Here is a 25269-nt window from a genome sequence, read left to right as displayed (position 1 = left end):
GACGCCAACGTGAGTTCGAGGAACCATTCGGTGTCGCAGGCGGGGCAGCGGACGATCGCCGACGACTTCGGGTTCGCCGCGGGCAGCGGTGCCGATCCGGTCACGTGGACCGGGTCGGCACCACAGGCGGGGCAGTCGACGTCGAACCGGTAGATCACCGGTCGTCGTCCTCGTCCTCTTCCTGGTCGCCGGTGCAGAGCGGGCAGCCGGGCTTGACGAGGCCGCAGTACTCGCCGTGCTCGGCGCAGTCGACGAAGTAGCCGCTCTTGGTGAGCATGACGGCGAGATCGCCGCACACGTCGCCGCCGTTCCAGCCGTCCCCGTCGAACGCGGACTCGTCCATGACCGCGGCAACCCTCGCGAGGCCGCTGTCGGCGACGAGCCGGTTCGCCTCGTCGACCAGGCGTTGCACCAGGTCGATCGTCTCGTCGACCGACAATGATCGGGCGGACGAGTCCTTCGGCAGCCAGTCGTCCCAGTCGCTCGGGTTGCCCGCCAGCGCGGGTAACGGGTTCGGCCGGACGACGGTGACAAGCAGACCGTCGGGGTCGGAGTCGTAGATCAGCGGGTACAGCAGGATCGACCAGCCGTCCGGGCCGGCCAGGTGGCCGGCTTCGACGGCGACGTCGTAGAAGGTCTGCTCAATCATCCGGGCCGGCGACTCGTCCCACGTGGGCATCTCGTCGACGCCAAGCGCCTCGAGGTCGAAACGGGCGGCGAAGAGGTCGAACGTGAACGGGCCGCTCACAGCGCTTCCCTCCATCCGCACCTCGAACAGCCGACTGCGACAGGACCGCCCTCGAACCCTGCCGAACCTGCTTCTCCGTACGTCTCGAACCATCCGCACTCCGGGCATGTCTCGTCCCGACAGACGCGGAGCGGAGCGATGAGTTCGACATGTCCGCTCGGTGTTGGCTGTTGCTCATGGCCCGCGGGTTCGGTGCAGCACCCGCCGCTGGCGAACCGGAACGAGCACTGGCCGGGCTCGACGGACGCGCCGTGGCAGTGCAGCTGTTGGTGTGTGGCGACGAGGTGCGCGAGCACCGTTTCGCCGCAGCGGTCGCAGTTGATCAGGCCGGGCGGCGGGTCGTCGTCGGGCGACTGGTAGTCGCAGCCGCAGCCGAAGTGATGCTGGCCATCCGGGTCGTGCGGGCAGGTCTGCTCGTCGTCCACCCACACGTCGGCGACGTCGTCCCACACCTGGGTGTTGTGGCGAGGGCTGCCGCAGAACTCGTTGTCGCAGTCCTCGTCGCACGACGGGCGCTCGTAGGAGCCGAGCAGGGACCGGGCTCGGTCGGTCGCGCCGGGCTCGAAAGTGCCGGCGGCGAGCAGATCCTCGATGGCCTGCTCGAGGACGCCGATGTGGTCCTCGGCGGCGTGGAGGTCGTCGATGATGTCGTCGCTCACGACCGGGCCTCGACCGGCTGAGGGGCGAGTTCGACGTCGGCCTTCTCGACGAGCTTGTGGCGGCCGCCGACGAGCACGCGGGCCCGGTGGCCTCTGCGTTGCCAACCGAGGAGCGTGCCGGCGACGCCACCGGGCAGCAGCACGGTCGTCCTGTTGGCCGCGGCGTTGATGCCGCGGCGATCGGTCAGGGTCATGGGTGGGTTCCTTTCGTGAGCTGCCGGCTTCCCTTCCGGCAGCGGGTTGGTTGGGATCAGGCGATCTCGAAGCCGCGGCTGAGGCCGCAGTCGGCGTGGACGATCAGGGAGCCGTCGGCGTCGTTGTCGGGGTCGTACATCTCGGCGATCTCGTCGATCGGCCGGAACCGTTCCTGGCAGAGCTCGCAGGCGGTCTCGGTGAAGAGCGTCGTGGTCATCGGGGTCACCGGCAATCGCTGCAGACGCTGTCGAGCAGGTTGGCTGCGTTCTTGATGAGGAAGCAGCAGCTGCAGGTGGACTCCCAATCCCGGCGAGCGGGCACTGCGGGCATCTCGTAGGGGGCGCTGGCGCCCATCCACTGGTCTTCGGGGTCTTCGACCGTTCCCTGGGTGGCTTCGGCCAGCATCTTGGCCTTGAGGTCTTCGACCGTGGGCAACGGGTCCAAGGTGATGGGGGTGGAGAGGAGCGTCATCGCTGCGGGTTCCTTTCGAGACCACCGGCTTCCCTTCCGGTGGGTGGTATGTAGTTGACATCTATGACTGTAGTGAATCAGGCTACAGTAGTCAAGGGGTGGCGGCCGGAAACCCGGAAGAATGCAGGCGAGTCAGCCCGTCGGCGACCAGGTGGGCCATCAAGAGGTCGCGGCCCACCACTCGATCATCGGCGGCCACCTCGAGCCGCTCGAGCAGGCCGGGCGGCAGCCTCACCTGTACGCGTTGCCACTCGCCTCGCGGGGGGAACCGCGGCGCCGGCGGCGCCACGATCGGCGGCGGCGCCGGCTCGGTGAGGACGGTGCGGCCCATCTGATCGCGGAGCGCGTCCACGAGCTCGCTGTCGGCCGTGTCGTCGGTGACGAGTTGGGCGGGGATCGTCAGCGTGCCATTGGCGTCGGGAGGGCGCGGCCCGGTGGCGAAGAACACGTGCTCGTCGGATCGGATCAGCCAACGGGCCTCGACTCCGTCACGTTCGAACGCCGGTCCGCCGTCGAGCAAGGCTCCCCTCACCGTGACGGTCGGGCTGTTCCGGTCGGTCAGGTCCCAGTCGACGGCACGCACCGCCATCGTCGGGCCGTCATGCTTCTTGCGGATCTTGACGCCCTCGACCAGCCGGTCGGCGACGTCGCCGAGCAAGCCGTTGGTGAGCACGTCAGGCATGGGCTCCGTTGTCACGGTCGTATCCCTTCTCTCGTCGGTAGCGGGCCAATAAGCCCTCGTAGCGGATCCGGTTCTGCTCGCGCACGGCCGGGTCGCTCGACCCGAACGCGAACGCACGGAAGGCTTCTTCGACCTGCTGTGACAGCGGGTCGAGCGTCTCGGTTCGGCCCATCAGAGAGCGACCCTCGTCGCCCACACCGCCACGCATAACGCCGACCAGGCCAGCGCCGCCGCGGTGAGCGCCGCGCCGGCGCAGACCGCGGTGGCCAGCGCCTCGTTCAGCCGGCGGCGCCGATCAATCATCGACAGGCGGAAGTTCGAGGCCACCAGCAGCAGCCGGTACAACGAACAGGACGGCCCCAAGCTTCGACGGGGCGTCGTCGATGTTGGCCGGCGTGTGGCCGTCGGTCTCGGTGAAGTACGTCTGCTCGAACCCGGGCTCGTCGCCGACGAGGCCCCAGGCCCACACCATGCGAGCCCCGATCGGAGCTTCCATCACTACCCAGTGCTTCACGCGGCTGGTCCTTCCTGGTTGGTGACCCGGCGGGTCTTCGATGAGGCTTCGTGTGCGCCTGTTGGCGGCACGTTCTGGCGACCAGGTAGGGGAGGGAGGCACTGAGCCAGCGCTCCCGCCCGGAGCGGCGGACTGCCCGGGCGGAAGCGCTTGGACCATCGGCGCTACCGTGCGTCGGTGTCCGATGGGACCCTGTCCTGCTTCCCAGTGACACCGATGATACATCATCATGTCCCACATGCATACAACTGGTCATGGTTGGACCGCTTTGCGGACCAACATTCCGACGAGGTCGGAGTACACCGACGTCGACTCGATCTGGCCGTCGGTCACGTCACCGTCGAGCGCGTCAGCACACTCGATGCGCTTCTCCGCGAGCAGCTGCGACACCCACTCTTCGATCGTGTCCTCAGCGACCAGATACCAGCCGACCGCGCCGTGCGGGTCGCCGTCGAGACGGCCGTAGCAGCGGTCGATCGCCTGGTCGTGCAACATCGGCGACCACGCCTGCTCCAAAAACAGGACGTTGCTCGCTGCCGTCATCGTCAGGCCGACACCGCCGGCGTGGATCTGCAGGAAGCACAACTGGGCGCCGTTCGGGTCCTGGAAGTCGTCGACGATCTCCATGCGCCGCTCCGGTGACACGCCGCCCTTGATCTCAGGGGCGCCGAACTCAGCGGCGAACTCATCCAGCTGCTCAAGGTGCGAACCGAACACCAGCAGCTTCTCGCCGGTCTTGGCGAACTCGTCGATCCAGCGGCGAGCCGCCTTCTTCTTCGCTCGCAACGCCAAGCGCAGCAGCACACCGATGCGGATCAGGAACTCGGCGCCGGCCGCTTTCATGCGGGCTTCGATCGCTGCCGACGTCGGATCCAGCCCGGCCTCGAGGGCCATCTCCGCCGCGCGGCGGGCCAGGAAGTCGAGCAGGTCGCGCTCGGCGTGGCGGTACTCGGCCATCACCTTGGCGTCGAGCTCGGACTGGTTCAACACGATCGGTTCGTGCTGACGGGGCGGGAGCTCGGGCAGCACCTCGGCCTTGTCACGGCGAACCATGCAGCGGGCTCGAAGCCGACGGGCCAGATCAGGCATCTGTTTGACGGCGGTGTAGCCGCCGAACTCGTCCAACATGCCGATGAAGTCCAGCTGGGCGGCAACCTCGACACGTCGGTTCAACACCAGCGTGCCGGACATGCCGATCTTCGCGGCGCCGTCGGGCAGCGACCGGGCCGTTTCGATGCACGCCCGGGTCCGCAGCGTCTTGGGGTCTTTCAGACCGTGCGACTCGTCAGCGACGATGCCCTTCAAAGGCAGCGCCTTCAACACCGGCACCCAACCCGGATCGGGTCGCTTGCCGACGAGCGTCTCCTTCTCGGTCAACTCGGTCGGACCCAACACGTCGTAGTTGACGACGATCAGATCGGCCTGCGTCAGGAGCGTGTACGCCTCGACCGCCGATGCCCGGTCGGTGACTTTGATTGAGCGGGCCTCGCCGGGCGACATCGTGTACGGCACCAGCAGCCCGTCGGGTTGGCCGACTTCGATCATGCGGACCAGCTGGCGGGCGAACTCGGGCTTCAACATGCCGTACAGGGCGACAACGCGCAGATGCGGGAAGAACTTGTGCGCGGCGCGCACCCAGTTCACCTTGACGACGTTCGGCACCAGCACCGCGGCGGGCCACGCGTTCATCGCCTGCAGCGCGGCGAGGCCCTGAGGCGTCTTGCCCAAGCCCATCTCGTCGCCGATCAGGCTGCGGCCGCCGGCCTCGACGACGTACTTCACGCCGGCCCGCTGGAACGGATACAGGTCGCACGCCATGCCGGACACCTCGAAGTCGGCGTCGAGCGCCCGCGAGTTCGTGATCCTGGCCAGCATCTGGCGGGCCTGGTCCAACAGGTCGCCGGTCGAGTCGTCGTCGGCGACCTTCACCTTCTGGTGCTCGAGCACCGAGAGCAGATCGAAGCCGGCCTCGGCCGGGATCCGCCACGCCTTCACCTCGGCGCGTCCGTCCCAGCGGGCACCGACCTGGTTCATGATGTCGATCAGCTGCTTGTCGTACGGGAACGACACCAGCAACGTGGTGCCGTCGGCGCGCACCTTGACGTCGACGACGTCAGGGTCGAGGTCGGGCAGAGCGTCGAAGTCGCCGGTCGTCGCCCACTCGAACCGTGCGGCGAGGTCACGGACCGTGCGGACGTAGCGTGGCGGCAGCCGCCACAGCTTGGCGACCGAGTCGAACCGGCAGCCCGGCAACGCCTTGACGGCCTTGCGGACTGCGGCGTCGGGGACGTCGGCGAACGCGATCGTGACGTCGGTGCCGTCGAAGCCGACCTTGCCGTCGGCGGTCTGCATGTGCCGCGACGCGGTCAGCAGGGCGTGGGCTGCGTTCGACAGCGTGAACCCGTACCGGGCGGCAAAGCTTTCGAGCCGGACGCCCTGTTGGCGGGGCACGATCCAGGCGCGCTTGTCGCCGTTCCAGCGGGCGCCGACCACCATCTCGCGCAAGGCGTCGGAGACGTCGGGGTTGTAGCCGAACCGGACGATGAAGCCGCCCTCGGCGGCGGTGATGGCCTTCACGTCAGCCGACTTCGCCGTGACGGTGCCGAACGTCTTGGCCGCCTCGTCGGCGAGGCCGTTGGCGTCGGGGCCGATCTGGCGGGCGTACTTGCGGCACCACAGCCCGGCCTGCGACGCCATCTGATCGGACCACGTCTCGGGCGGACACGATGCGATCATGCGGCCCGGCTTGCTGTCGGAGCCGTCGAACCCGATCCCGTCCTGCTCGCGGGCACCGTCGCAGTTCGCCGCGACCCGACCGATCGCGGCGTGCAGGTACCGTTTCAACTCGGCACGCGCGTCCACGACATCATCATGCACCACACGCATGACATTGGGCTCAACGTCGAACAGCGTGGCGCTCACAGGAACCCGTCCTGGGGCGGGCCGACGAACTCGCCGGTGGCCGGGTCGATCAGATTGTTCGACCGACACTTCCGGCATCGCGTCAGGGCCCGGCCGGCGACCAGCAGATGTTCCTCGGCGTTGCGGCAGAACCCGCACACGACCGCGACGACGACGGGATCCATCACCGGACCGCCTTGTCTCCCCAACGGGCCTTGGCAGCCACGACGGCAGTGGCGCGGGCCTCGCACACGGCCGGGTGCAGCCAGGCTTCGTAACTCTCGGTTGTCTCACCGTCGGCGACGGCCTGTCGCCACATCTCGACGGGCCGCGCTCGGCGGACCTCGAGTTCGGCGATGCCGATGTCGACGCTGCCGGCGAGCGCTGCCAGGTCGATCGAGTGGTTCATCTGGTCGGACCACTCGGTCTGGTCGCCGTGCTTCGCGGCGCCGAACACTCTGGCTTCGTGGGCGACCTCCAGCACCGGGTTCACTTCGCCGTCACGATCCGGCGCCCACAGCGCAGCGAGATCGGTGCCTCGGTAGCGGATGAACGCCGAGTGCGAGTCGGTCACCTCGATCTCCCAGCCGTCCGCGACCGTCAACGTCCGCGAGTGCGGCGGCGGGGGAGCAGGCTCACCATCGGGCGGTTGCCGCTCGACGCCGACGAACACGGCGCCGTCGTTGACGTACACCCGCAGGCCGCGGGTGCCGTCGGAGCCGTCCGGTTCGAACTCGGTGTCGACCAGCACGACGACGGCATGGTCGGGACCGTCGGACTCGGTGATCGTCACCTCGCCGGCCGTGCCGTCGGCGAAGTCGAACGGGGCCCGCCACAGCTTCGTGCCGTCGGGGTAGACGGCCGGCGGGTTCGCTGCCGGCTCGGCCTCGCCGCGGTCGCTGGTCGCCGTGTGGTCGGCGACGACGATCGAGTCGGAGTACTCGTACTCGTACTCGACGACCTTGCCGCGGAGCCTCCGTGCGAGCGCGTCGGCTTCGGCGAACGTGTCGCACTCGTCGGATTCGCCGTCGTCGTACTCGACGATGTACCGGTTGATGGTTGCCATCACAGGGTTCCTTTCAAGGGGGCGACGCCACTTCCCAGGCGTCGATGGGTGGATGATCCGTAGGTTGGGGTCAGTCGCCGCCGACAACCGACCCCAACCTCCGGGAGCAGTGGGTTTCCGCCGCGGGACGTTGCGGGCGTCCCGCCCCACTGCAGGCAGAGACCCGGCCGGGTTCCGCGCCCGACCGGTGTCTCCACCGTCCGTAGCCCCCACCGTCTGTCACCGCCGTGATTGGTGGTGGAGGGCTCTTGGACATTCTTGCTCGAAGGGGTGACAGCACTCAGCCCGACGAGGCTCGTCACGTCAGCCCTCCGTCTCTTCGACGATGGCCGACGCCATCACGCTCTCGTACAGGTCGCGCCATGGTTCGGGGATCTCATCCGCGGCGACATTGAACGTGCCGCCAAGGTGGTGGACGATGAGCGACAGGTGGTCGACGAGGCCTTGGTCGACGGCGACCAGGCACATCGGCTTGGTGGCGCCGTCGAGCCGGACAGTTCGTGTCCTCATGTGGTTCCTTTCTTGCCCGGCTTCCCTCCGGGCTGTTTCGCCCCCGCGGGTGCGGGAGAGATCGATAGTTGCGGTGGGCCGGCCGGCTCCCAATCAATGCGGAGCACTTCTCGGCCCACGATCTGGCTGGCGTGGCGGGCGACCGACAGGACGAGCACCCACCTCGCGCTGCAGACCGGGCAGTCGCGCCGGTACCGGCCCGGCGTCTGGTTCACGATCCGGGTCGATGTCGGGCAGCCGCACGGGTACGAGCGTCGGCCGAGCATCAGTAGGTTTCGACCTTCACGACCTCGGCGGGCGGCAGCACGAGCTCGATCGACGCCGGCGTTTGCAACCGATCGCTTGGTGCGCTCATGTCAACAGGCTGATCAGTTCGTGGTAGCGGTCCTCGTAGCCTTGGGCGAGGTCGTCGCCGGCGCCACGTTCGGCTTCCCAGTGACTGCGGCCGAGCTCCAGGACGTCGCCGATCGACGACTCGTTGACGCCGTTGGCTTCGGCCCAGTGCAGTAGGTAGGCGATGACGTCGCCGACGGCGGTGGCTGGGTCGCCCTCGGCGAACACGTTGCGATCGCCAGCGTCGAGCGGCGGCCGGATCAGGCGATCAACGATCGCCACGCCGTAGTCGGATGCGGCGCTCACAGGCCCGACCTCGCTTCCGCCCAGTAGTCGAGGTCGGCGTCACGCTGCTGCTCTTCCGCCCACTCGAGGTAGCGCTCGAAGTCGGGCGAGTCCTGCCAGCGCTGATCGACGTCGGCGGTGTCACCGTCGGCCGGCGGGTTGTCGGCCGCCCATTCGTCTCGCCAGTCGATGTAGTCGGCGTCGGTGACGTCGACGTGTTCGGCGAGGACGGTGATGCGGTCGCTGCTGCCGTAGGCGACGTCGATCGGGTGGGTGAGCCAGCGGTCGTAGCCGGAGTCGATGAGTGTCATCGGGTGGGTTCCTTTCGGGTTGGCTGCCGGCTTCCCTTCCGGCAGCGAGTGGGTTGTCGGGAGGTCAGTCCCAGGAGCGGCGGACGATGGTGACCGTGTCGGTCGTCTTGACCGGCCAGTGGTCTCCGTCCAGGCTGTCGATGACGACGGCTTGGAGTCGCAGATCGTTGGGTCGGATGGCCTTGACCCGGAAAGGCTTGCCCCAGTGGAGCCTGATGACGTCCCCTTCGTTGACGTTGGCGACGGTGGATTCGTGGAATGTGGTCACAACATCTACTGTAGTCCATACGGCTACAGTAAGCAAGAGATTATGCGGCGAGAGCCGCGTCGTCGCCCGCCTCGGTCTCGAGGTCGGTGCCGACGAACCACAGGTCGCCCCACACGTCGAAGGCGTGCAACCCGGCACGGACGGCGAGCTCGTCGGCCAGGTCGTAGGACAGGCCCGTGGCCCGCCAGCGTTGCACCGTGCGGACGTCGACGTGCATCGCGTCGGCGATCGCACCCATGTGCGCGCCCCACGCCTCGAGCAGCGGATCGAACGGCAGCAGCCGGTCCGGCAGCTGTTCGACGTACACGGTGACGTCGAACAGCTGCGGCGCCGTGGCCGCCCCGAAGGCGGCCTCACTCATCCCGGGACTCGCACCGGCATCAGCAGGTGGCGGACCGCCGTGTTGCCGGCGACCTCGATGACGACGGCCTTGATGGCATCGCGCATCGCGAACGTCACCGAGTCGGCGACCTGGACGGCCAGCGCATCTCGGAGGTACTCGGGCTTGAACCCGATCCGCATCGCCTCGTCGGGTCCGTTCTGACAGCGGATCGTCTCGGCAGCGTTGCCGACGTCGACGCCGTACGCCGACACGGTCACCTGCTCGGCCTCGAACGTCAGCACAACGGTGGTGTCGGCGTCGATCAGCGCCCTCATGCGGGTGATGGCGGCGGCGAGCGGTCGACGATCAACGGTGACGTGCAGGTCCGAGGTTGCCGGGAACAGGCCGGCGTAGTTCGGGTAGTCGCCCTCGACGATCCGGGCGATCACCGTCGTCGACGGCGTCGACATGGCGATGTGCGATGCGGTGACCGTGACGGCGACGTTGTCGGACTCGCCGGCCAGCACCCTCGACGCCACGGTGGCGAAGCGGGCCGGGATGACGACGTCCCCGGCGGTCATCTTCTCGCCGAGGTCGGTGACGTGCAGCCGGTACGAGTCGGTGGCGACGAGGCGGGACTGGCCGTCGACGTTGTGGATGAACAGCGTGTTGAGCATCGGGCGGACCGGGTCGTTCGATGCGGCCTTGACGGTGCGGGCGACGGCGGCGAACAGCAGCAGGGAGTCGACCTCGAGCGGGTCGCCGTCGACCGGGGGCGGCACCGGGAAGTCGGCGGCGTCGTGCGTGTTCAACGTGGCCTGGAAGTCGCCCGACGTGAAGTCGCACTCGCCGTCGCCTTCGGCGATGCGGATCTCGTCACCGGCCGAGCGCACGAGCTCGAACAGGAGCCGACCGGGCACGAGCACGGTGCCGGCCTTGGCGGCCTTCACCGGGATTGTGGTCTCGATCGACAACGCGAGGTCGGTGGCGGTGATCGTCAGGCGGTTGCGGGCGACGGTCAGCTTGACGTCGGCGAGGACGGGGAGGCCGCCGGGCAGGATGGCGAGCACGGCGCCCGCGAGCGCCTTGTGCAGCGGCTCACGGTCGGCGGTGAACGCGAGCCGCTTGCGGGCGGCAGCGCGTCCCTTGCGCTTCGGCTTGGTGTCGGCGACCTCGCCGGTCTCGGCGGGCGCGTCGACGACGGCAGTGGTATCGGTGGCTGTCATGGGGTTCCTTTCGGTCCCGTCGGGCTTCCCTTCCCGACGGGGTGTTTTTGTTGACTCCCTCTACTGTAGTCGAAGCGGCTACAGAAGGCAAGAGGGGCGGCGAAGAATTATCGGATGCCGGCGCGCATCGGCTGCGCTGTGATCGACCCGGTCGCCCGAGCGGTCGACGCCTTCTTGCGGGTCTTGGCGAGGCGGAGCAGATCCATGTAGGCGAGCGACGCCGCGTCGACGATGTCGTCGTGTGCGCCGTTCGGGAACGCGGCGGCCTCGTCGATCAGCTTCGACCACCAGCCCGGTGTTTCCGGGCCGCGGTCTCCCTCGCGGCGCACCAGATACACGTTGCCGGATTCGACCTGGGCGGCCAACGGCAACGCGCGGACCGTCTTGTCGCCGGTCGACCCTTCGAAGCGGACGTTGAACCCGGGCAGCACCGTCGCGGCGTAGTGCTCGGCGACGTTCTTGCCGGCCGAGCCGCCTTCCTGCTCGATCAGGATCGGCATCTTGCGGCCGTACTTCTCGGCGTCCTCTTCGGCGGTGTTGGCGATCAGCCGCTCCACGCCCGACGGCCCGTAGCGCTCGTGCTTGACGTCCAAGATGTACACGCGGCCGTTCTTCGCGCGGCCCATCAACACGCCGGCAGTCGCGTCGCCGCCGCCTTCGGTGGCGGCCATGTCCCAGCGGCGCACGACCTGCAAGCCAGCCGGCGCGGCGTCGACACGCACCCAGTTGTCGCGCTTGAACATGTCGCCGTCGATGACGGTCGGGTTCTGCTGGTACAGGGTCTGCCAGACGTACTCGCCGACCTCGTCGCGGATCTCGGCCATCTCGTCGGCCGAATACCACGGGACGCCGGCCAGGACGTCGGACGGTTCGATCAGCCACGGCCACAACGGTTCGCCTTCTGCCCGATGCCAGGCGGGCAGCGGGACGCCGTCGCGGGCGCACTTGGCGACGAACTCGGCGCCGACCACCGTCTCGATCGACTCGTCCTCTTCGGCGATCGCCGGCAGCCGCAGATGCACCCAGTTCGGCTGTTCGGACACCATGCCGATCAGGTCTTCGGGATGCCAGCGGGTCTGCACGATGATGATCGAGCCGCCCGGCAGCAGACGGGTGCGGGCGACGGACCGATACCAGTTCCACACCGCGCCGCGCTGCGTCGGCGAATGCGAGTCGTCGAACCCCTTGAACGGGTCGTCGACGATGAAGATGTCGGCGCGGCGGCCGGTGATCGAACCGCCGGCGCCGGCGGTGCGCAGACCGCCGCCGGCCATCGTCACCCACCGGTCGGCGGCCTGGGAGTCGGCCTTCAACCGGACGTGCAGCTTGTCGGCGTTCTCCATCAGCATCTCGCGGACGGCCTTGCCGTGCTCGACCGCGAGCGTCGATTCGTACGACGCCAGGATGATCTTGTGCTTGGGCCGCAGTTCGAGGTCCCAGCCCGGAAACCAACGCGACGTCGCCGTCGACTTGGCGTGGCCGGGCGGCATCGCGATGGTCAGCCGCCTGACGTAGCCGATCGACGACAGGTACAGCAGCCACGACAGCAGCCGCAGATGCGACGGCGCGACGAGCGTGCCGTGCGACAGCCGCCGGCCGAACGTGTCTGGCGTGGCGAGCCAGGCCCGCTTGGCGATCCGCTGGCTAGTTCGGTCGAGGACGGCGGCGGTCACTCATCACCACCGCCGACGGTGTCGGCGTAGCTGTCGGGGACGTCACCGGTCGGACCGCCCACCGAGGGGCGGCGGGTCTCGTCGCTGCCGGCGACGAGCTCGGGGTCGACGCTCAGGTCTTCGAGGTCGTGGGACAGCTTGGCCAGCTGGGCGATCATCGCCGGGTGCTCGGCCATCTGCTCGAGCGGATCGGCGGTCTCTTCCTCGGCGGGCCCGGAGGCGAGCTCAAGCTTGGACGACTCGCGCCAGTGCGGGTAGCGACGCGACAGCACCTGCAACGCGAACTTCGGGTCCTCGCGCGCGGCCTTCAACGTGAGGCCGGTGAGTTCGACCTCGTAGCTGCCATCGGCGTTGCGGACCGCTTCGAGGAAGTCGACGTACGGCCGGTGCTCGACGTCGATGTCGGTGCGGTCGTAGTCGACGTCGGGGCGGTGCTCGCGGCCTCGTGCCAGCCAGTTCGTCACTGTCGACTTGTTCAGGCGGGCGTACTCGGCCGCCGCGTTCAAGAACGCGCCGGTGCGCACTGCGGTGATCACCCGGTGCGCCGGCGACCCTTCCGACCAGCCGCCGCTCGATTCGTTCCAGCCTTCGAGGATCAGCGCCGGGCGGCCGCGCTTGCCCTGCGGCGTGGTGACGACCCGGGTGCCGACGGGTGCCGGGTTGGCGACGACGGGCGACTTGCGACGGAGCCGTTTGGTGGTCACCATCCCAACGCCTTCCGTGTGCGGTCGACGCCGCGGCGCAGGATCGAGTCGAGCACTGACCGGCCCGCCTGAACGCCGTGCGGAGGCGTCCAATCCTGGGGGGTGAGAGTGACGCCGGCAGCGGCGAACGCGTTGGCGTCCAGATAGGCGTTGATGGCGGGCTTGCCTGCGACATAGGTGGTCGCGCCCAGCTGACGGCAGTACGTGACGAGCCGGTCGACCCGGTCGTCGACCGGCGGCAGGCTGGTGTCGTCGACGACGTGAGGCGCCTTGACGTCGAGCAGGCCGATCGTCAGCGACCATGTCGCCCGGTTCACGCTGCCGAGCGGTTCGCCTTCGAGCTCGGCGGCCGCATGGCAGACGACGTCGCGTTCGGGCGTCTCGGGATACAGGTGGCAAACCGTCGAGATGAACGAGTCGGCCCAGTCGCCGAGCGGCGTGTCGTCGATCGGCTGGCGTGACGCCCCGACCGGGACGGTCACGTCGACGTCGTTGCCGGCTGCGTCGCCGAGCACGATGCGGTTCTGGCCGGTCGGCCGGTTGCGGCCGTGCTCGTCGCGGGACTTGCGGGTGAATTGCACCGAGCCGAGCCACACCAGCGTGTCGACGTGCAGCCACCGCTGCATCAGGTACATCGGCGGCCAGAACAGCGGCTGGTGAGCTGCGAGGCGCATCAGAACACCTGGCGCCGCGGGGCGTACGCCTCGGCGAAGGCGGCGCCGACTTGGCAGCCACGCAGCACGGCCAGCGACCGGAGCGCCTCCGTGGACCGTTCCGACGGGTACGGCCGCACCTGGGAGGCGTGGGCGAGCATCGCGTCGCACTTCGCGGCGACATCAACGTCGTCGAGCGTGACGTACAAGGTCGGCGACCAGGCTCCGGTCGGCGACGACACGTCGGCGGGCGCCTCGTAGTACCAGACCGACTGCGGCGCGTGGCCAAACGTGCGGCCGCCGCCCGGCCGGGTCGCTGAGACGGCGAGACCGGCGACCCGTCGGTGCTCTTGGTGGTAGCCGGCCTGCGACGGGACGAGCACCAGCCGTGGAGCGTGGCGGGCGAGCGCGTCGTCGATCGCGGAGACGATGCGGCTGTCGTCGAGGTCGTCGATGAACGGCATCGGGCCGAACAGCACCTCGACGTTGGCGACGCCAAGCACCCGACAGGCCTCTTTGAGCTCGACGGTGCGTTCCTCGTCGTCGGTGGCGACCACGACCACGGTCGTCTCAGCGCCGTCGCGGGCCGCCCGGTGCAGCAGACCGCCGCAGCCGATCACTTCATCGTCGGCGTGTGGCGCGACTACCAGGATCCGGTCGGGGAGTTCCACACCCCCAGCATAGATGTGCAACAAGTATCATGATGCGTCATGCGTTGCGACGAGTTGGGACGACACCGGGATGCCTCTCCGATCGACACCGGATGGCTCAACGGAAAGCGCATCCTCGTCACCGGCGCCGGCGGCTCGATCGGCGGCGAACTGTGCGTCCAGATCGCCGAACGCACCGGCCGGCTGCCGTTCATGCTTGACCGCGACGACGAGCACCTCTGCCGCACCCTCTACCGGCTCGACCCGGCCTGCAACCTCGTCCGCCCCGAACTCGTCCTCTCCGACATCCGCGACCCGGGCCGTCTCGACCAGCTGTTCGCCGCGATCCGGCCCGACGTCGTGTTTCACGCCGCCGCGATGAAAGACGTCGTGCTCGGAGAAGCGCACCCGATCGAGGCGATCAAGACGAACGTGCACGGCACGATCAACGTCGTCGAAGCCTCCCGACGCGTCGGCGTCGACACGTTCGTCAACATCTCGACCGACAAGGCCGCCGACCCGATCGGCGTCATGGGCCGCACCAAGCGGCTCACCGAACGCATCGTCGCAGCTGCCGCTCTCGGCCAGCAGGGCCGCTGGCTGTCCACGCGGTTCGGCAACGTGCTCGGCTCGGGCGGCTCGATCACCGAGGTGTTCCGCCGCCAGATCGCCCACGGCGGCCCCGTCACCGTCACCCACCCCGACGTCGACCGCTACTTCATGACGCTGTCGGAGGCCGTCGCTCTCGTCCTCACCGCGGGCGGCATCGGCCGTTCTGGCGACACCTGCATCCTCGACATGGGCGACCCCGTCAAGATCCACGACGTCGCCACCCTGCTGATCGCCGAGGCCGGCGGCGGCATCGACATCGCCATCACCGGGCTACGACCCGGCGAGCGTCTCTCCGAGCTCCTGGTCGGCCCGAACGAGACCGCCGAGCCGGGCCCGAACCCGTCGATCACCCACGTACGCGTGCCCGCGGTGTCGCAGGCCGGCCGCGCCCGCGAGATCCAACGGATCCTCGCGGGCGCCACCTCGGCCGCCTACGCGTCGAACAGCTGAGCGTCGTCACTCTTCGCTGCCGCACGCGCCGAGCCTGCGGCCTCGGTCCTCGAGCCGCCCGATGACGCGCCCTGTTGGTCGAATGCCGCCTGCTCGCCGATCAGATACCGGTCGTGGAACGGGTTGTCGAACTCGACCTCGTTGACGAGCACCGATTCCACGTCGTACCAGAACCGGTCGCCTTCGGGGGTGCCGAGCTTGCGACCCATCGACCGGCCGCGCTGCGTGAACACGCCGAGCGCCTCGTCGGGGATCTCCCCGAACATCGGCTCGGGCCGCCCGTAGGTCGCCCAAATCGCTTCATCGACGATCCGACTCTTCGGCGCCCTCGCCAGCAGGATCGCGGCGTGCGTGATGAAGATCCGCTCCGACCCGCCCTTGCGGCCCTTGGCGCCCTCAATGTACTCGTCCCAGCTGCGCCGCAACGCGGCGATGACAGCCGGTCCCTCGGGCCACGCCGGGCCGATGTCTTCGGACATGATGATCAGCAGCCGCTTCCACGCGTAGTTCCCGAACCCGGACTGGTCGAGCTCGGCACACCACGCCACTGACTGGGCTACATCGCCACGTCTCACCGCCTTCTGCAGCGCCGACACGACTTCGCCGAGCGCGAAGCCCCGCAGCGTCTTTTGTCCCATGAAGTTGAATCCCACAGTCAGCCTTTCTATCCCGTAGGCGATTGGTCCCTACTCCTTAAGTGTAGCTGACGGTGCGACAGTAGCCGGCTAGAACGGCGGATAGATCTGCTTCTGCCAGATGTGCTTCACCTTCGCCCGCACCGTCCCCTGCTTCTTGCGGACGACGTTGCCGAAGTAACGTTCCAGCAGTTCGAAATCATGCTTTTCCGCTTCGATCGTCCGCGACGACGAAATGCCACCCTCCGTCTTGAACGTCTTGCCCTCGACGAAGCCCGGGACGATCCGGTTGTCGACCCACATGTACCGGTGCTCGTACATGTTCAGCAGGCAAATCCAGTAGTCGGCCGAACAGACGATGTCGGAATGCATGTGCAGCTTCGAGCCCGACAGGATCCCCATCGCGGAGGCGGGCATCCAGCCGACCAGCTTGAACGGGTTCTGCGCGTCATAGTTGCGGATGTCGGAGGCGAAGAACCCGACGAGGTGCGCGCCGGCCTGGCGGGCCTCCCACATCGTTCGGGAGATCCACCGGACGGTGTCTTCCTTCGACAGCGTGCATTCGGGGTCGCCCAGGCCGTGCTCGTAGTGCCAGCAGCGTTCCATGTCGTCGTCGATCGACACGATCGACCCGAACGTCTCATACGCCCACTGCACCTTGCGGGAGTACGGCCACGCCTCCTTCGGGTGCTCGACGATCTCGCAGTCCGGGTTCGCCTCCCGGTAGGCGCCTGCCTCGCCCGGTTCGACGAGCACCTTGAACGACCCGGCGGGCAGCATCTTCTTGACGAGCAGCTTGTTCGGTCGTCCCTTGGACGGCACGACGATCGTGAACGGCTCTTCGGGCGAGTCGTCGAGCGGGAGTAGCGGCGTCAGTACTGCCACGACGGGAACCAGCCTTCCTTCACGGGCCGCGCCGCGCACGCGGCACGGTGGGCTTTGCGGTCGAACACGATCTCGAGCGCGAACTGCGGCACGACCGGCAGGTGCGCGCCGAAGCGTCGCTTGAACTGTTCGAGGTCGTCACCGGCGGTCATCCCGCCGCCGAGCAGCATGAATCGGGCACCGCGCAGCTTGGCGTCCTCGAGCGCCCAGTACAGGGCAGCCTTCGACGGGGCGAGCGGCGAACGGGCGTAGTCGTCGGCGGTCGCGGACCAGTGGAACGTGGCGATCTCGCCGACGAGCAGCGTCGTGACGCCGGCGACGAGGCGGCCGTCGTGCCACGCCCCGTACAGCCGCGGTTGCAGGCTGTCGGCGGCGAGCAGGCGCAGCACCTGGTCGGCGGTCAGGTCGTGGCGGGCGGCGAACCGGTTGCGGCGCGCCGTCTGCCGGTAGAGGTCGACGAACCTGGCGACGTCGTCGTGGGGCCCGTCGTCGGTGATGTGCTGCCACGCCACACCCGCACGCTCGGCAGCGGCGAGGTTGCGACGATGGTTCGCCGACATTGCCGCGCGGTCCCAACGTTCGAGGTCGACGACGATCGACGGAGGCACCGGCCGCACGGTGGCGTCCCAGGCGTCATCGAGCCGTGGCACCGTCGGCGCTACCGGGCTGCGGGGGTCGAACGGCAGGAACGCCGACACGACACCGGCGGCGGCGAGCCAGCGGCACAGCGCTTCGATGCCGATCGGGCTGTGGGAGAAGACGCCGACCTCACCCGACGGCGGCGAGACATGGATCCGGCCGGGCTGGTCCGGGACGGGGTGGAGCAGCGCGGGCATCGCTGCGGTGGCGATGTCGCCGACGACGGTGGCGTCGCGGTCGGTCCACATCGTCGCCCAGTCCTGATGCCAGTACGGCCCGTACCGGCGGGTGAAGTCCGGCCAGTCGGCGATCATCTGGTGACGGTGACGAGCACCCGGTAGGGCGGGTCGTCGAAGTCGGCGAGCCGGTCGAGGGCGTAGGCGCCGTAGCGCTGGTCGTCGGCGAGGTGCAGGGCTTGGGCGTGCCAGAGGCTGTGGCCGTCGCAGCGTTGCCGGATCGCGGAGACGAGCTCGTGGCGGCCGGTCACTTGGAACATGCCACGGTGCTCTCGGTGCGCGGCCTCGATGATCGGGTTGGCCGCCCACGGCACCGTGAAGACGAGCCGGCCGCCCTCGGCGACGTGCGACCACGCTTCGCCGAGTGTCGCCGACAGCGGCAAGCACTGCAGGGCTTCCATGACGAACACGACGTCGAACGGGTCGCCGACCTCCCAGCGGCCATGCAGGTCGACCGCCTGGAACGCGATCCCATCGACGTAACGCTCGCTCGAGCCGCGCTGGACGTGGCGGTCGTGCAGCTGACTCATCAGACTGGGGTTGCCGTCGACGGCGAGCACCTGGGCGCCAAGGCCGGCGCAGGCGAGGCCGAGGCGGCCATGTCCGCACGCGGCGTCGAGGACCCGGCCGTCGAACACGGCCGGGCCCGCCGCGGCGATCGCCAACCCGAAATGCTGACCCATCAGTGGGGGAGCGGTCTCGATCGTCCAGTCGTGGCGGAACGTGTCGGCGAAGTACCTCTGCCAGTAGGCGGCCAGCTGGTGTCGGTCGTGCGGGACGAAGTTCATCGGGGCTCCTGTCAGTGGAACGGCTCGCCGCGTGCGATCGCGGTGTTCAACGCCTGCTTGAACTGGTCGACGGTCACCACTCGGGACACGCCGGACTTCTTCGACTTCCACGACCGTTCCTTGCGGATCCCCATCACCGTCTCCAGCCACACCTTGTCGATGTCGTTGCGGGACATGATGACGACGTAGCTGTAGCCCTCAGCCGGGCGCGGGGTGATCGGAAGGAGCGGTTCGGTCGGCTCGTCGGTCGTCACTTCGGCGAGCAGGTTGTCGAGCATCTTGTCGGTTACACCGGGCACCGATGCGGCGTCGTCGAGCTCGGACAGCAGTGAGGCCAGCTGGGCGTCATCCCACTTCGAGCGGTCCGACGCCAGGTTGTCGGCAAGGCCACGGCGGATCGCGGTCTCGTCGTCGTCGTCGACGTAAGTGACGGCGATCTTGTCCCAGCCGAGCGCCTTGGCGGCTTCGAGCATGTGGTTGCCGATGACTACGACCTTCGAGTCGCGGCGGGCCACGATCGGCCGGTGCTGGCCGAACTCTTCGAGCGACTTCATGATCTCGGACACCGACCCGCGGCGTGCGTTGTTCGGGTCGGGGACGAGGTCGCCGACTTTCACCTGGACGACCTTCATCGGGCCTTGGCCTGCCATCGTCAGGCTCCTTTCAGTGCGGTGAACAGCAGCCGGTGCGGCGGCCGCGCGGTCGGGTCGTGCGGCCCGATGCGGAACGGGCGGACGATCTGGTCGGCGTCGATGCGGAGGTCGCGGATCTCGAAGCGGGCGCAGGCGGGCAGGTTGCGGCCGAGCGCGTCGAGGGCTCCGGGGTGGACACCGTGGTAGCGGCCTCCGTGGTCGAGGCGCACCTTTTCGATCAACGGCGAGCGAGAGTCGGCGAACGTGACGACGAGCCGGCCACCGGCGGCGACCCGGGCCCACAGGGAGTAGGCGGTTTCGACGGGGTCGTCGACGAAGTGGATCGACTCGACGCACCAGACGACGTCGGCCCGGTCGACGGTCCAGCCGGCCGTGTCGCGAAGGTCGCCGATCTCGACGTCGATCGACGGGTGGCTGTCGTCGAAGGCGGCGACTGCCGACTCGAGGTCGATGCCGGTGCAGGTTGCGCCGGCCGCGGCGGCGAGGTGCAGCATGGCACCGGAGCCGAACCCGGCGTCGAGGACGGTGCGGCCGGCGAGCGGGCCGGCCTCGGTGAGCACCGTCGTGGCGTAGCCCCACCAGAACGAGTCCGACGATGCGTCGAGCCGGTCGTCGCCACCGTGGTAGGCGCCGAAGTGCTCCGCCCAGTAGTCATCCACGGCCGCTCACCCTAGCCGACTCGTCGTGCATCATCATGCGTTAGCAGTATCGTGCGAGCATGATGCGACGAGTCGGCCTGTCCCAGCCTCAGATCACCGACGACGAAATCACCGAGGTCACCAGCGTGCTGCGCTCCGGGTGGATCACCACCGGCCCGAAGTGCGCCGAGTTCGCCGCCGACCTCGCCAGGTTCGTCGAAGCGCCCCGAGTCGAACTGTTCTCGTCGTGCACCGACGCGATCGAGCTCGCCCTGCGCTCCGTGGACGTCGACGGCGGCATCGTCCTCACCTCGGCGATGGGCTTCCCCGGCACCATGCACGCCATCGAACGAGCCGGCGGCCGGCCATGGCTCTGCGACGTCGACCCGGCCACCGGGCTGATCGACGTCGACCTGCTCGAACGGATGATGAACGGCAACGACGTTCGGGCGGTCATCCCGGTGCACCTCAACGGGATGCCGGCCGACATGACCGCGATCGACGCTCTCTGCGCCGGCCGTGACGTCGCGATCGTCGAGGACGCCGCCCACGCCCTGCCCGCCTCGGTCGACGGCCGCACGATCGGCGACCCTTCCGGCCCGATCGGTGTACGCCGGCTGACGGCGTTCAGCTTCCAAGCCACCAAGACGTTGACGACTGCCGAGGGCGGCGCGCTGACGGGGCCTGACGATCTGCTCGACGAAGCTGTCCGCTGGCGGCTGCACGGCATGTCCCGCGACGTGTGGACCCGCCACGCGTCCGGGGGCCCGACGTGGCGGTACGACATCATCCGACCCGGCTTGAAGTCGAACATGTCCGACGTTCACGCCGCGATCGGCGTCGCTCAACTACGGCGCGCGTGGGCCGCCCAGTCCCGACGCTGCTGGATCAGCGGCCGCTACGACGTCGCGTTGGGCCAACTCGACGGCGTCGACCTGCTGCCACGGCTGCCCGGTCGGGCATGGTCACGGTACGTGTACCCGCTGTTCGTCGACCCGGCCCGCCGCAACCAGTACCTCGAGCAGCTGGCCGCGGCCGGGGTCGGATCGTCGGTGTACTTCATCCCGCTTCACGAGTTCAGCCACTTCCGCGACTTCTACGGCGACGCCATCCCCGGCGCCACCGAGTACAGCGCCCGCCACCTGGCGATCCCATGCCACGCCGCCATGTCGAACGACGACGTCGACTACGTCGTCGACCAGGTGACGGCCGTGCTCACTTCTTGAGATCAGCCGTGGCGGCGCGTCGACCGAGCGGGCCGGTCGCGGTCGTCAGAGAGTCGACTTGCAGGCGGTGCATTCGGTCCATCGGTCGACGCCGATGACCTCGTTGCGCCGTGGCATCATCAGCCAGATCAGGAATGCGATCCCGCCGGTGCAGACGGTGAGCACCACCCACATCACGCCGAACTTGACGCGCTTCTTCGTGGTGAGTTGCTTCTGCTGACTGCGCAGCGTGCCGTGCGCTCCGCAGTACGGGCACACCGGCTGGCCGCCTGAGGTGGCCGGTGGTGTGGCGTAGCCGGGCTGTCTCGGCGGCATCGGTGGCGGCGGCGGCGTTGGCGTGTTCATTGGTCCCTACCCCTGTTCACGGCGACGGATCGTAGTTCTGTCACTTCTTGAGCCGGAAGGCGACGACCCGCTGCAGCTGGTCCAGGTCGGCTTTGGCGTCGTGGGACAGCGCCTCAAGCGGCACGTGATCGAGGACGGCGTCGAGCACCCGGCCGGCGAGCGCGGTCAGTTCCATCGACGACAGCTTCACGTTCTCGCGCTGCGACTTGGCGACCACCTCGTCCAGCTGCATGAACGAATCGGCGTCGAACATGCTGCCCTGGTTCTGCTCGGCGAGCAGCTGCGCGCACAGCAGTTCCATGCCCTGCACCGTCAGGTTCTTCTCCATGCAGGCCCGCAACGCCAGCTGCTGCCGTTGCGGGTCGAGACCGGGCATCGACCCCGCGTAGCCGGGACCGAAGTCGCCGGACGCGACGAGCTTCTGGATTTCTGGGGTGAGCTCGAGCAGCCCGACTCGCCAGCGGATCCGGGCGACCGACACGCCGGCGATCTTGGCGAGCTCGTCGATGTCGAGTCCGGCGTCGAGTCGCTTGCGGTACGCGGTCGCCTCTTCGATCGGGTTCAGATCCTGACGGGCCATGTTCTCGACGAGCATGACGTCTTGGGCCCGGCGGTCGTCGAGGTCACGGACGATGGCCTTGATCGTTGACGCGCCGAGGTGCCGGTGGGCCCGCCAGCGGCGTTCACCGGCGACCAGCCAGTAGCCGTCGCTGTCGGGGCGGGGGCGGACGGTGATCGGTTGGGCGAGCCCGTTGCGGGCGATCGACTCGGCGAGCGCGACGATCGCGGTCTCGTCGAACTTCGTGCGGTCGTTGCACTCGGGTGAGATCTGGTCGACGGGCAGGTCGACGATCCGCATGTCGGTTGCGGTCGGCATCAGCTGGTTCCTTTCTGGCGGGGACCCTTCCCTGGTCCCTACTAGTAAGTGTAGCTGATGCGGCGACAGTTATCCAGGTGGTGCGTCGAGAAACCGGACGGGCACGTTGTCGCGCAACGTCTTACGGACCTGCGCCGACACGGTGCGGTCCTCGGACTCGGCCCAACGGTGCACAGCGTCACGCAGGTCGGGTTCGACGTGGGTGATGATTTGCGCCTTGCCGGCGGCGGCGTCACCCCTTGGCTTTGGCTTCATAGCCCAGTTCCTCCACCTTGGCGAGCACGGCGCGCTGGTGCTCTTTCGACTCGCACGCGATTACCACCTGCAGCACCGGTTCCTTCGGCTCGGGCTCTGCGGTCGGTTCGTTCTCTGCCATGTCGTTCAACATGGCGTCGAGATCGTCACCGTCGAAGCCGGTGCCCGCCAGGCCGAGGTCCGATGACGCCAGGCTCATCAGCACCTCGGTCAGCACCTCGATGTTGTCGGAACCGAGCCGGGCGGTGCGGTTGTCGGCCGTGAGTACCCGCAGCGCCTGTTCGTCGTCGACGTCGACCCACAGCACCGGCACCTCGGTGATGCCGAGCTCGCGGGACACGGCGAGCCGGTGGTTGCCGACGAGCACCCGGTTCGTCGACTTCTGCACGACCAGGGCACCCCAAAACCCGTTCGTCGCCACCGACTCATGGATGGCGCCGAAGTCGCCCTGGTTCGGATTGCGGGGATGCAGTTCGAGAGCGCCGACGTCGACCATCTCGAACTCCTGCTGCAGCACACGACCATCACCACTCATCGGGATGCATCATAATGCGTCACGAGCGTGGCGAAGCGATACTCAGCGAGTCGCCCGTGACATCGCTCTATCGAGGGCTTCGAGAGCGGCAGCCAGCGGAAAGCGGTGCTGATCCGTTCTCTCAACCATCCCAGGGCCGAGCACACTGAGTAGCTCATTGCCGAGCTCGAACAACTCGTGCGGATCGTTGAATCCCATCGGATGCCGGAACCGCTGAAACAGATAGCCGGCACGCGTACTTTCCGATTCGAGATCGTCGCCGACCTCCACTGCCGCGGCGCGGCCGATCGACTCGACCATCTCGGCTGCATCCTGAACGGCGTCGGGCGGGTCGTCGGGCATCAGGAGAATGCCGTCTGCGATGCCGGCGATGTTGGCGTCGAGCGTGAGCAGCAGGGCTGCATCTTGCTGAAACGCCTCAACGACGTGCGAGGACACGGCTTCACTGACACCGCTGACGGCTCCGCCGATCGTCTCGGCAAGCAGGGTCACGACGATGCCGGTCGTGGCGACGGCCTGGATCGCCCCACCCCGAACGGCGGCGACCTGCACGTCACTGACCGCGCGCCACGCCCCGGCGAGCGCCCGAAGCTGCTCGGCCGCGGCGGCCTTAGTCATGTGGCCCGGCCTCGTGAGCGCGTCCGCCATCGCTTCGAGGGCGACGGCCTGGCTGATGCGAAGTCCCTGCGCCCGCTCCAGCAGGACGGTGAGTTCACCGATCCTCCGCCGTTTACGCCCGAACGCCATCGGCGGATCGTAGACGCGCGGGCGTGTCAGCTGGTCAGGCGGCCGAGTGCGTCGCCGATACCGACCAGACCGTCGCCGGCTCGGGGCTCCCGTTCGCGGGTGCGTGCCTCGTCGCGGGCTCGGCGCATGATCGCCAGGCCGTCATCGACCGGGACGCCCGGGTCGGCGAGCTCGGCTGCCGGCACTGGGGCTGGGCGGGGGAGCGCGGTGCGCTGTTCGGCGGCGGTGAGGGCGATGGCGTCGAGCGTGGCTCGGGCGTTCGGTGGGGTCAGCATCGGCGCCCACGCCCGGTCAGCGGCGGTTGCGTAGAACTTGACAAAGTGGGCCCGCACCGTGTCGACGTTCGTCGAGTGGCGCAGGTCCCACCAGCCGATCGTGTCGACCGCTTCCTTGACGGCAGGGTGCGACCAGTCGGTCGTGTCATCACGCATCGCTTCGCGAACCTCGGCCCACGCCTCATCCGGCGTCGGCGGCGCGGTACCGGCCGCGTGGGCGGCAGCTTCGATCGAGCGGCGGCGGATGCGGCCGACCGGCGGCGGCCACTCCCGGCCCTCGGCGGACAGGATCTGCACGGCTGCGGCGGCGGAGGCGGCGTCGACGTCCTCGAGCATGAGCATCCACGTCGACACCGTGTCGTCCCACTGCTCGCGGGTGATCGGCGCTGCGGTCCAGTTCGGCCAGAGCCCCTTGACGATGCCGATCAGCTTGGCGACGTCGGACTTCTTCATGCCGGCACCAGCCCGGCGTCCGCGAGAGCGGCCGCGGCGTCGTCCGGTTCGCCTCCGTAGGCGGGGCAGAAGGGCCGGTAGCGGCAGCGGTCGCAGATCTTCTGTGTCGGTGCCGGTCGGAAGTCGCCTCGTTCGCAGGACCGGCTGATCGCCTGGTGGACGGCGAGCACCTTGCCTCGGACGCCGCGCAGCGATTGCGGTGTCGGGGTGACGTCGATCGTCTCCCTCGATGACAGGTACATCAGACGGGCCCGGGACGGCATCTCTTCGCGGGTGACCAAGACGAGCAGGGCGTAGCACCAGACGCCGAACATGGCGTCCTGTTCGAATCGTTGCGACGGCGGCCGGCCGGTCTTGTAGTCGACGATGCCGACGGTCATGTCGCCGTGCTCGTCGAGCCGGTCGATCTTGCCGCGCAGCGTGACCCCGCCGATGTCGTGCTCGACCCACAGTTCATTCGCGATCACTGCGACGGCGTTCGGGTTCTCCATGTCGAGGTACTTCGACGCGAGCGATTGGGCTTCCTTGCCGAACTTGACGACCTCCTTGTCGTCGAGGGCGAGCGTCTGGTACTCGGCGTCATCGCGGAACTCGGCGACGGCGTCGGCGATGCAGGCGACGGCGGCCGCCCGGTCGCGTTCGCCGGCGGGGTGCCGTTCGAACAGGTACTCCAGCCCGAGGTGCACGGTCGAGCCGAGCACGGCGGCGCGGTTGACGGTGCCGGGCAGCTTCTCGACGTACTCGAATCGAAACTGCAGCGGGCAGGTGAGGAAGCTCTTGATCCGCGACGGCGACAGCGTGGTCGGAGGCTCGAAGGTGGTCACTACTTCATCGTCCGCTGTTGGGGTG

General features: G+C 68.5%; 38 protein-coding genes. 3 read left to right on the top strand and 35 right to left on the bottom strand.

The window, feature by feature from the left end:
- The first annotated feature begins 9 nt into the window (after window positions 1–9).
- Complete coding sequence (locus DN771_RS29270) at window positions 10–153, top strand: hypothetical protein (RefSeq protein WP_162941573.1); 144 nt, start codon at window positions 10–12, stop codon at window positions 151–153.
- Between the two features lies 1 nt (window position 154).
- On the opposite strand, the gene DN771_RS05420 is transcribed toward DN771_RS29270, so the two are convergent.
- The 22 genes from DN771_RS05420 to DN771_RS05340 all read right to left on the bottom strand — a co-directional run bounded on the left by DN771_RS05420 (window position 155) and on the right by DN771_RS05340 (window position 14192).
- Complete coding sequence (locus DN771_RS05420) at window positions 155–748, bottom strand: hypothetical protein (RefSeq protein ID WP_116996327.1); 594 nt, start codon at window positions 746–748, stop codon at window positions 155–157.
- Window positions 745–1407, bottom strand: a complete 663-nt coding sequence (locus tag DN771_RS05415; protein WP_116996326.1) for a hypothetical protein — start codon at window positions 1405–1407, stop codon at window positions 745–747. The genes DN771_RS05420 and DN771_RS05415 overlap by 4 nt, the downstream gene beginning before the upstream one ends.
- Complete coding sequence (locus DN771_RS05410) at window positions 1404–1601, bottom strand: hypothetical protein (protein ID WP_116996325.1); 198 nt, start codon at window positions 1599–1601, stop codon at window positions 1404–1406. The genes DN771_RS05415 and DN771_RS05410 overlap by 4 nt, the downstream gene beginning before the upstream one ends.
- Before the next feature lie 56 nt (window positions 1602–1657).
- Complete coding sequence (locus DN771_RS29265) at window positions 1658–1819, bottom strand: hypothetical protein (RefSeq protein WP_162941572.1); 162 nt, start codon at window positions 1817–1819, stop codon at window positions 1658–1660.
- A gap of 5 nt (window positions 1820–1824) precedes the next feature.
- Window positions 1825–2073 carry a hypothetical protein gene (locus DN771_RS05405; RefSeq protein WP_116996324.1) on the bottom strand — a complete coding sequence of 83 codons (249 nt, stop codon included), beginning with the start codon at window positions 2071–2073 and terminating at the stop codon, window positions 1825–1827.
- 91 nt (window positions 2074–2164) lie between these two features.
- Window positions 2165–2755 (bottom strand): hypothetical protein, encoded by a 591-nt coding sequence (locus tag DN771_RS05400; RefSeq protein WP_116996323.1) that lies wholly within the window; start codon window positions 2753–2755, stop codon window positions 2165–2167.
- Window positions 2748–2927: a hypothetical protein gene (locus tag DN771_RS05395; protein ID WP_116996322.1), complete on the bottom strand. Its 180-nt coding sequence runs from the start codon at window positions 2925–2927 to the stop codon at window positions 2748–2750. Before DN771_RS05395 ends, DN771_RS05400 begins: the two co-directional genes overlap by 8 nt.
- Entirely contained in the window at window positions 2927–3058 is a 132-nt protein-coding gene (locus tag DN771_RS30655) for a hypothetical protein (RefSeq protein WP_276113507.1), read from the bottom strand. Before DN771_RS30655 ends, DN771_RS05395 begins: the two co-directional genes overlap by 1 nt.
- A complete protein-coding gene (locus tag DN771_RS29260) occupies window positions 3051–3269 on the bottom strand; it encodes a hypothetical protein (RefSeq protein WP_162941571.1) in 219 nt (72 codons plus the stop codon). The genes DN771_RS30655 and DN771_RS29260 overlap by 8 nt, the downstream gene beginning before the upstream one ends.
- Window positions 3270–3521: 252 nt before the next feature.
- Window positions 3522–6131: a DEAD/DEAH box helicase gene (locus DN771_RS05390; RefSeq protein ID WP_162941570.1), complete on the bottom strand. Its 2610-nt coding sequence runs from the start codon at window positions 6129–6131 to the stop codon at window positions 3522–3524.
- 56 nt (window positions 6132–6187) lie between these two features.
- The gene (locus DN771_RS29255) at window positions 6188–6355 is read right to left on the bottom strand and encodes a hypothetical protein (protein ID WP_162941569.1); all 168 of its coding nucleotides are present in this window, start codon (window positions 6353–6355) and stop codon (window positions 6188–6190) included.
- The gene (locus DN771_RS05385; RefSeq protein WP_116996320.1) at window positions 6355–7236 is read right to left on the bottom strand and encodes a hypothetical protein; all 882 of its coding nucleotides are present in this window, start codon (window positions 7234–7236) and stop codon (window positions 6355–6357) included. The genes DN771_RS29255 and DN771_RS05385 overlap by 1 nt, the downstream gene beginning before the upstream one ends.
- A 303-nt stretch (window positions 7237–7539) precedes the next feature.
- A complete protein-coding gene (locus tag DN771_RS29250) occupies window positions 7540–7746 on the bottom strand; it encodes a hypothetical protein (protein ID WP_162941568.1) in 207 nt (68 codons plus the stop codon).
- Between the two features lie 351 nt (window positions 7747–8097).
- A complete protein-coding gene (locus DN771_RS05380; protein WP_116996319.1) occupies window positions 8098–8385 on the bottom strand; it encodes a hypothetical protein in 288 nt (95 codons plus the stop codon).
- A complete protein-coding gene (locus tag DN771_RS05375) occupies window positions 8382–8675 on the bottom strand; it encodes a hypothetical protein (RefSeq protein ID WP_116996318.1) in 294 nt (97 codons plus the stop codon). Before DN771_RS05375 ends, DN771_RS05380 begins: the two co-directional genes overlap by 4 nt.
- 64 nt (window positions 8676–8739) lie before the next feature.
- Entirely contained in the window at window positions 8740–8943 is a 204-nt protein-coding gene (locus DN771_RS05370; protein WP_116996317.1) for a hypothetical protein, read from the bottom strand.
- Between the two features lie 40 nt (window positions 8944–8983).
- Window positions 8984–9304, bottom strand: a complete 321-nt coding sequence (locus tag DN771_RS05365; protein WP_116996316.1) for a hypothetical protein — start codon at window positions 9302–9304, stop codon at window positions 8984–8986.
- On the bottom strand, window positions 9301–10491 hold the full coding sequence (dnaN, locus tag DN771_RS05360; protein ID WP_116996315.1) for a DNA polymerase III subunit beta: 1191 nt from the start codon (window positions 10489–10491) through the stop codon (window positions 9301–9303). The genes DN771_RS05365 and dnaN overlap by 4 nt, the downstream gene beginning before the upstream one ends.
- 107 nt (window positions 10492–10598) lie before the next feature.
- Window positions 10599–12164, bottom strand: a complete 1566-nt coding sequence (terL, locus tag DN771_RS05355; protein ID WP_116996314.1) for a phage terminase large subunit — start codon at window positions 12162–12164, stop codon at window positions 10599–10601.
- Entirely contained in the window at window positions 12161–12871 is a 711-nt protein-coding gene (locus DN771_RS05350; RefSeq protein ID WP_116996313.1) for a hypothetical protein, read from the bottom strand. Before DN771_RS05350 ends, terL begins: the two co-directional genes overlap by 4 nt.
- On the bottom strand, window positions 12865–13542 hold the full coding sequence (locus DN771_RS05345) for a WbqC family protein (protein WP_116996312.1): 678 nt from the start codon (window positions 13540–13542) through the stop codon (window positions 12865–12867). The genes DN771_RS05350 and DN771_RS05345 overlap by 7 nt, the downstream gene beginning before the upstream one ends.
- On the bottom strand, window positions 13542–14192 hold the full coding sequence (locus DN771_RS05340) for a PIG-L deacetylase family protein (protein WP_162941567.1): 651 nt from the start codon (window positions 14190–14192) through the stop codon (window positions 13542–13544). The genes DN771_RS05345 and DN771_RS05340 overlap by 1 nt, the downstream gene beginning before the upstream one ends.
- Window positions 14193–14231: 39 nt before the next feature.
- Between DN771_RS05340 and DN771_RS05335 the strand changes: the two genes are divergently transcribed.
- A complete protein-coding gene (locus DN771_RS05335; RefSeq protein ID WP_116996310.1) occupies window positions 14232–15233 on the top strand; it encodes a polysaccharide biosynthesis protein in 1002 nt (333 codons plus the stop codon).
- Here the strand turns inward: DN771_RS05335 and DN771_RS05330 are convergent.
- The 6 genes from DN771_RS05330 to DN771_RS05305 form a co-directional block, all read right to left on the bottom strand.
- Window positions 15215–15871, bottom strand: a complete 657-nt coding sequence (locus tag DN771_RS05330; RefSeq protein WP_162941566.1) for a hypothetical protein — start codon at window positions 15869–15871, stop codon at window positions 15215–15217. The genes DN771_RS05335 and DN771_RS05330 overlap by 19 nt on opposite strands.
- 87 nt (window positions 15872–15958) lie before the next feature.
- On the bottom strand, window positions 15959–16753 hold the full coding sequence (locus tag DN771_RS05325; RefSeq protein ID WP_116996308.1) for a GREB1-related protein: 795 nt from the start codon (window positions 16751–16753) through the stop codon (window positions 15959–15961).
- Window positions 16741–17706, bottom strand: a complete 966-nt coding sequence (locus DN771_RS05320; RefSeq protein WP_116996307.1) for a GNAT family N-acetyltransferase — start codon at window positions 17704–17706, stop codon at window positions 16741–16743. The genes DN771_RS05325 and DN771_RS05320 overlap by 13 nt, the downstream gene beginning before the upstream one ends.
- Window positions 17703–18416 carry a class I SAM-dependent methyltransferase gene (locus DN771_RS05315; protein ID WP_116996306.1) on the bottom strand — a complete coding sequence of 238 codons (714 nt, stop codon included), beginning with the start codon at window positions 18414–18416 and terminating at the stop codon, window positions 17703–17705. The genes DN771_RS05320 and DN771_RS05315 overlap by 4 nt, the downstream gene beginning before the upstream one ends.
- An 11-nt stretch (window positions 18417–18427) precedes the next feature.
- Entirely contained in the window at window positions 18428–19066 is a 639-nt protein-coding gene (locus DN771_RS05310) for a ParB/RepB/Spo0J family partition protein (RefSeq protein ID WP_116996305.1), read from the bottom strand.
- 2 nt (window positions 19067–19068) lie between these two features.
- Window positions 19069–19728 (bottom strand): class I SAM-dependent methyltransferase, encoded by a 660-nt coding sequence (locus DN771_RS05305; RefSeq protein WP_116996304.1) that lies wholly within the window; start codon window positions 19726–19728, stop codon window positions 19069–19071.
- Between the two features lie 59 nt (window positions 19729–19787).
- Between DN771_RS05305 and DN771_RS05300 the strand changes: the two genes are divergently transcribed.
- Window positions 19788–20933, top strand: a complete 1146-nt coding sequence (locus DN771_RS05300) for a DegT/DnrJ/EryC1/StrS family aminotransferase (RefSeq protein ID WP_116996303.1) — start codon at window positions 19788–19790, stop codon at window positions 20931–20933.
- 45 nt (window positions 20934–20978) lie between these two features.
- Here the strand turns inward: DN771_RS05300 and DN771_RS05295 are convergent, their stop codons facing one another.
- From DN771_RS05295 to DN771_RS05270, 7 genes are all read right to left on the bottom strand, one after another.
- On the bottom strand, window positions 20979–21278 hold the full coding sequence (locus DN771_RS05295; RefSeq protein ID WP_116996302.1) for a hypothetical protein: 300 nt from the start codon (window positions 21276–21278) through the stop codon (window positions 20979–20981).
- 40 nt (window positions 21279–21318) lie between these two features.
- The gene (locus DN771_RS05290) at window positions 21319–22155 is read right to left on the bottom strand and encodes a ParB/RepB/Spo0J family partition protein (RefSeq protein ID WP_116996301.1); all 837 of its coding nucleotides are present in this window, start codon (window positions 22153–22155) and stop codon (window positions 21319–21321) included.
- A gap of 69 nt (window positions 22156–22224) precedes the next feature.
- Window positions 22225–22410 carry a hypothetical protein gene (locus tag DN771_RS29245; RefSeq protein WP_162941565.1) on the bottom strand — a complete coding sequence of 62 codons (186 nt, stop codon included), beginning with the start codon at window positions 22408–22410 and terminating at the stop codon, window positions 22225–22227.
- Window positions 22388–22945 (bottom strand): ParB N-terminal domain-containing protein, encoded by a 558-nt coding sequence (locus DN771_RS05285; RefSeq protein ID WP_116996300.1) that lies wholly within the window; start codon window positions 22943–22945, stop codon window positions 22388–22390. Before DN771_RS05285 ends, DN771_RS29245 begins: the two co-directional genes overlap by 23 nt.
- A 42-nt stretch (window positions 22946–22987) precedes the next feature.
- Window positions 22988–23692 (bottom strand): hypothetical protein, encoded by a 705-nt coding sequence (locus DN771_RS05280; protein WP_116996299.1) that lies wholly within the window; start codon window positions 23690–23692, stop codon window positions 22988–22990.
- Between the two features lie 26 nt (window positions 23693–23718).
- Window positions 23719–24420, bottom strand: a complete 702-nt coding sequence (locus DN771_RS05275; protein ID WP_116996298.1) for a hypothetical protein — start codon at window positions 24418–24420, stop codon at window positions 23719–23721.
- A complete protein-coding gene (locus DN771_RS05270; RefSeq protein ID WP_162941564.1) occupies window positions 24417–25244 on the bottom strand; it encodes a RecB family exonuclease in 828 nt (275 codons plus the stop codon). The genes DN771_RS05275 and DN771_RS05270 overlap by 4 nt, the downstream gene beginning before the upstream one ends.
- Between the last annotated feature and the right edge of the window lie 25 nt (window positions 25245–25269).

This window comes from Desertimonas flava, from assembly GCF_003426815.1.
In the GTDB taxonomy this organism is placed as follows: Bacteria; Actinomycetota; Acidimicrobiia; order Acidimicrobiales; family Ilumatobacteraceae; genus Desertimonas; species Desertimonas flava.
Note: the sequence above shows the minus strand (reverse complement) of the source record. Positions and strands in the feature narration are given on the sequence as shown.

Bases quoted from the DNA above. Each gene is read 5' to 3' on its own strand.
- DN771_RS05365 (WP_116996316.1), bottom strand. From the start codon at position 9,304: ATGAGTGAGGCCGCCTTCGGGGCGGCCACGGCGCCGCAGCTGTTCGAC.
- DN771_RS05300 (WP_116996303.1), top strand. From the start codon at position 19,788: ATGATGCGACGAGTCGGCCTGTCCCAGCCTCAGATCACCGACGACGAA.
- DN771_RS05400 (WP_116996323.1), bottom strand. From the start codon at position 2,755: ATGCCTGACGTGCTCACCAACGGCTTGCTCGGCGACGTCGCCGACCGG.
- DN771_RS05330 (WP_162941566.1), bottom strand. From the start codon at position 15,871: ATGGGACAAAAGACGCTGCGGGGCTTCGCGCTCGGCGAAGTCGTGTCG.
- dnaN (WP_116996315.1), bottom strand. From the start codon at position 10,491: ATGACAGCCACCGATACCACTGCCGTCGTCGACGCGCCCGCCGAGACC.
- DN771_RS05315 (WP_116996306.1), bottom strand. From the start codon at position 18,416: ATGAACTTCGTCCCGCACGACCGACACCAGCTGGCCGCCTACTGGCAG.
- DN771_RS05275 (WP_116996298.1), bottom strand. From the start codon at position 24,420: ATGAAGAAGTCCGACGTCGCCAAGCTGATCGGCATCGTCAAGGGGCTC.
- DN771_RS29245 (WP_162941565.1), bottom strand. From the start codon at position 22,410: ATGAAGCCAAAGCCAAGGGGTGACGCCGCCGCCGGCAAGGCGCAAATC.
- DN771_RS05290 (WP_116996301.1), bottom strand. From the start codon at position 22,155: ATGCCGACCGCAACCGACATGCGGATCGTCGACCTGCCCGTCGACCAG.
- DN771_RS05320 (WP_116996307.1), bottom strand. From the start codon at position 17,706: ATGATCGCCGACTGGCCGGACTTCACCCGCCGGTACGGGCCGTACTGG.
- DN771_RS05345 (WP_116996312.1), bottom strand. From the start codon at position 13,542: ATGCGCCTCGCAGCTCACCAGCCGCTGTTCTGGCCGCCGATGTACCTG.
- DN771_RS29265 (WP_162941572.1), bottom strand. From the start codon at position 1,819: ATGACCACGACGCTCTTCACCGAGACCGCCTGCGAGCTCTGCCAGGAA.
- DN771_RS29255 (WP_162941569.1), bottom strand. From the start codon at position 6,355: ATGGATCCCGTCGTCGTCGCGGTCGTGTGCGGGTTCTGCCGCAACGCC.
- DN771_RS05395 (WP_116996322.1), bottom strand. From the start codon at position 2,927: ATGGGCCGAACCGAGACGCTCGACCCGCTGTCACAGCAGGTCGAAGAA.
- DN771_RS05280 (WP_116996299.1), bottom strand. From the start codon at position 23,692: ATGGCGTTCGGGCGTAAACGGCGGAGGATCGGTGAACTCACCGTCCTG.
- DN771_RS05385 (WP_116996320.1), bottom strand. From the start codon at position 7,236: ATGGCAACCATCAACCGGTACATCGTCGAGTACGACGACGGCGAATCC.
- DN771_RS05285 (WP_116996300.1), bottom strand. From the start codon at position 22,945: ATGAGTGGTGATGGTCGTGTGCTGCAGCAGGAGTTCGAGATGGTCGAC.
- DN771_RS05375 (WP_116996318.1), bottom strand. From the start codon at position 8,675: ATGACACTCATCGACTCCGGCTACGACCGCTGGCTCACCCACCCGATC.
- DN771_RS05405 (WP_116996324.1), bottom strand. From the start codon at position 2,073: ATGACGCTCCTCTCCACCCCCATCACCTTGGACCCGTTGCCCACGGTC.
- DN771_RS05410 (WP_116996325.1), bottom strand. From the start codon at position 1,601: ATGACCCTGACCGATCGCCGCGGCATCAACGCCGCGGCCAACAGGACG.
- DN771_RS05310 (WP_116996305.1), bottom strand. From the start codon at position 19,066: ATGGCAGGCCAAGGCCCGATGAAGGTCGTCCAGGTGAAAGTCGGCGAC.
- DN771_RS05350 (WP_116996313.1), bottom strand. From the start codon at position 12,871: ATGGTGACCACCAAACGGCTCCGTCGCAAGTCGCCCGTCGTCGCCAAC.
- DN771_RS05295 (WP_116996302.1), bottom strand. From the start codon at position 21,278: ATGAACACGCCAACGCCGCCGCCGCCACCGATGCCGCCGAGACAGCCC.
- DN771_RS05335 (WP_116996310.1), top strand. From the start codon at position 14,232: ATGCGTTGCGACGAGTTGGGACGACACCGGGATGCCTCTCCGATCGAC.
- DN771_RS29250 (WP_162941568.1), bottom strand. From the start codon at position 7,746: ATGAGGACACGAACTGTCCGGCTCGACGGCGCCACCAAGCCGATGTGC.
- DN771_RS30655 (WP_276113507.1), bottom strand. From the start codon at position 3,058: ATGATTGATCGGCGCCGCCGGCTGAACGAGGCGCTGGCCACCGCGGTC.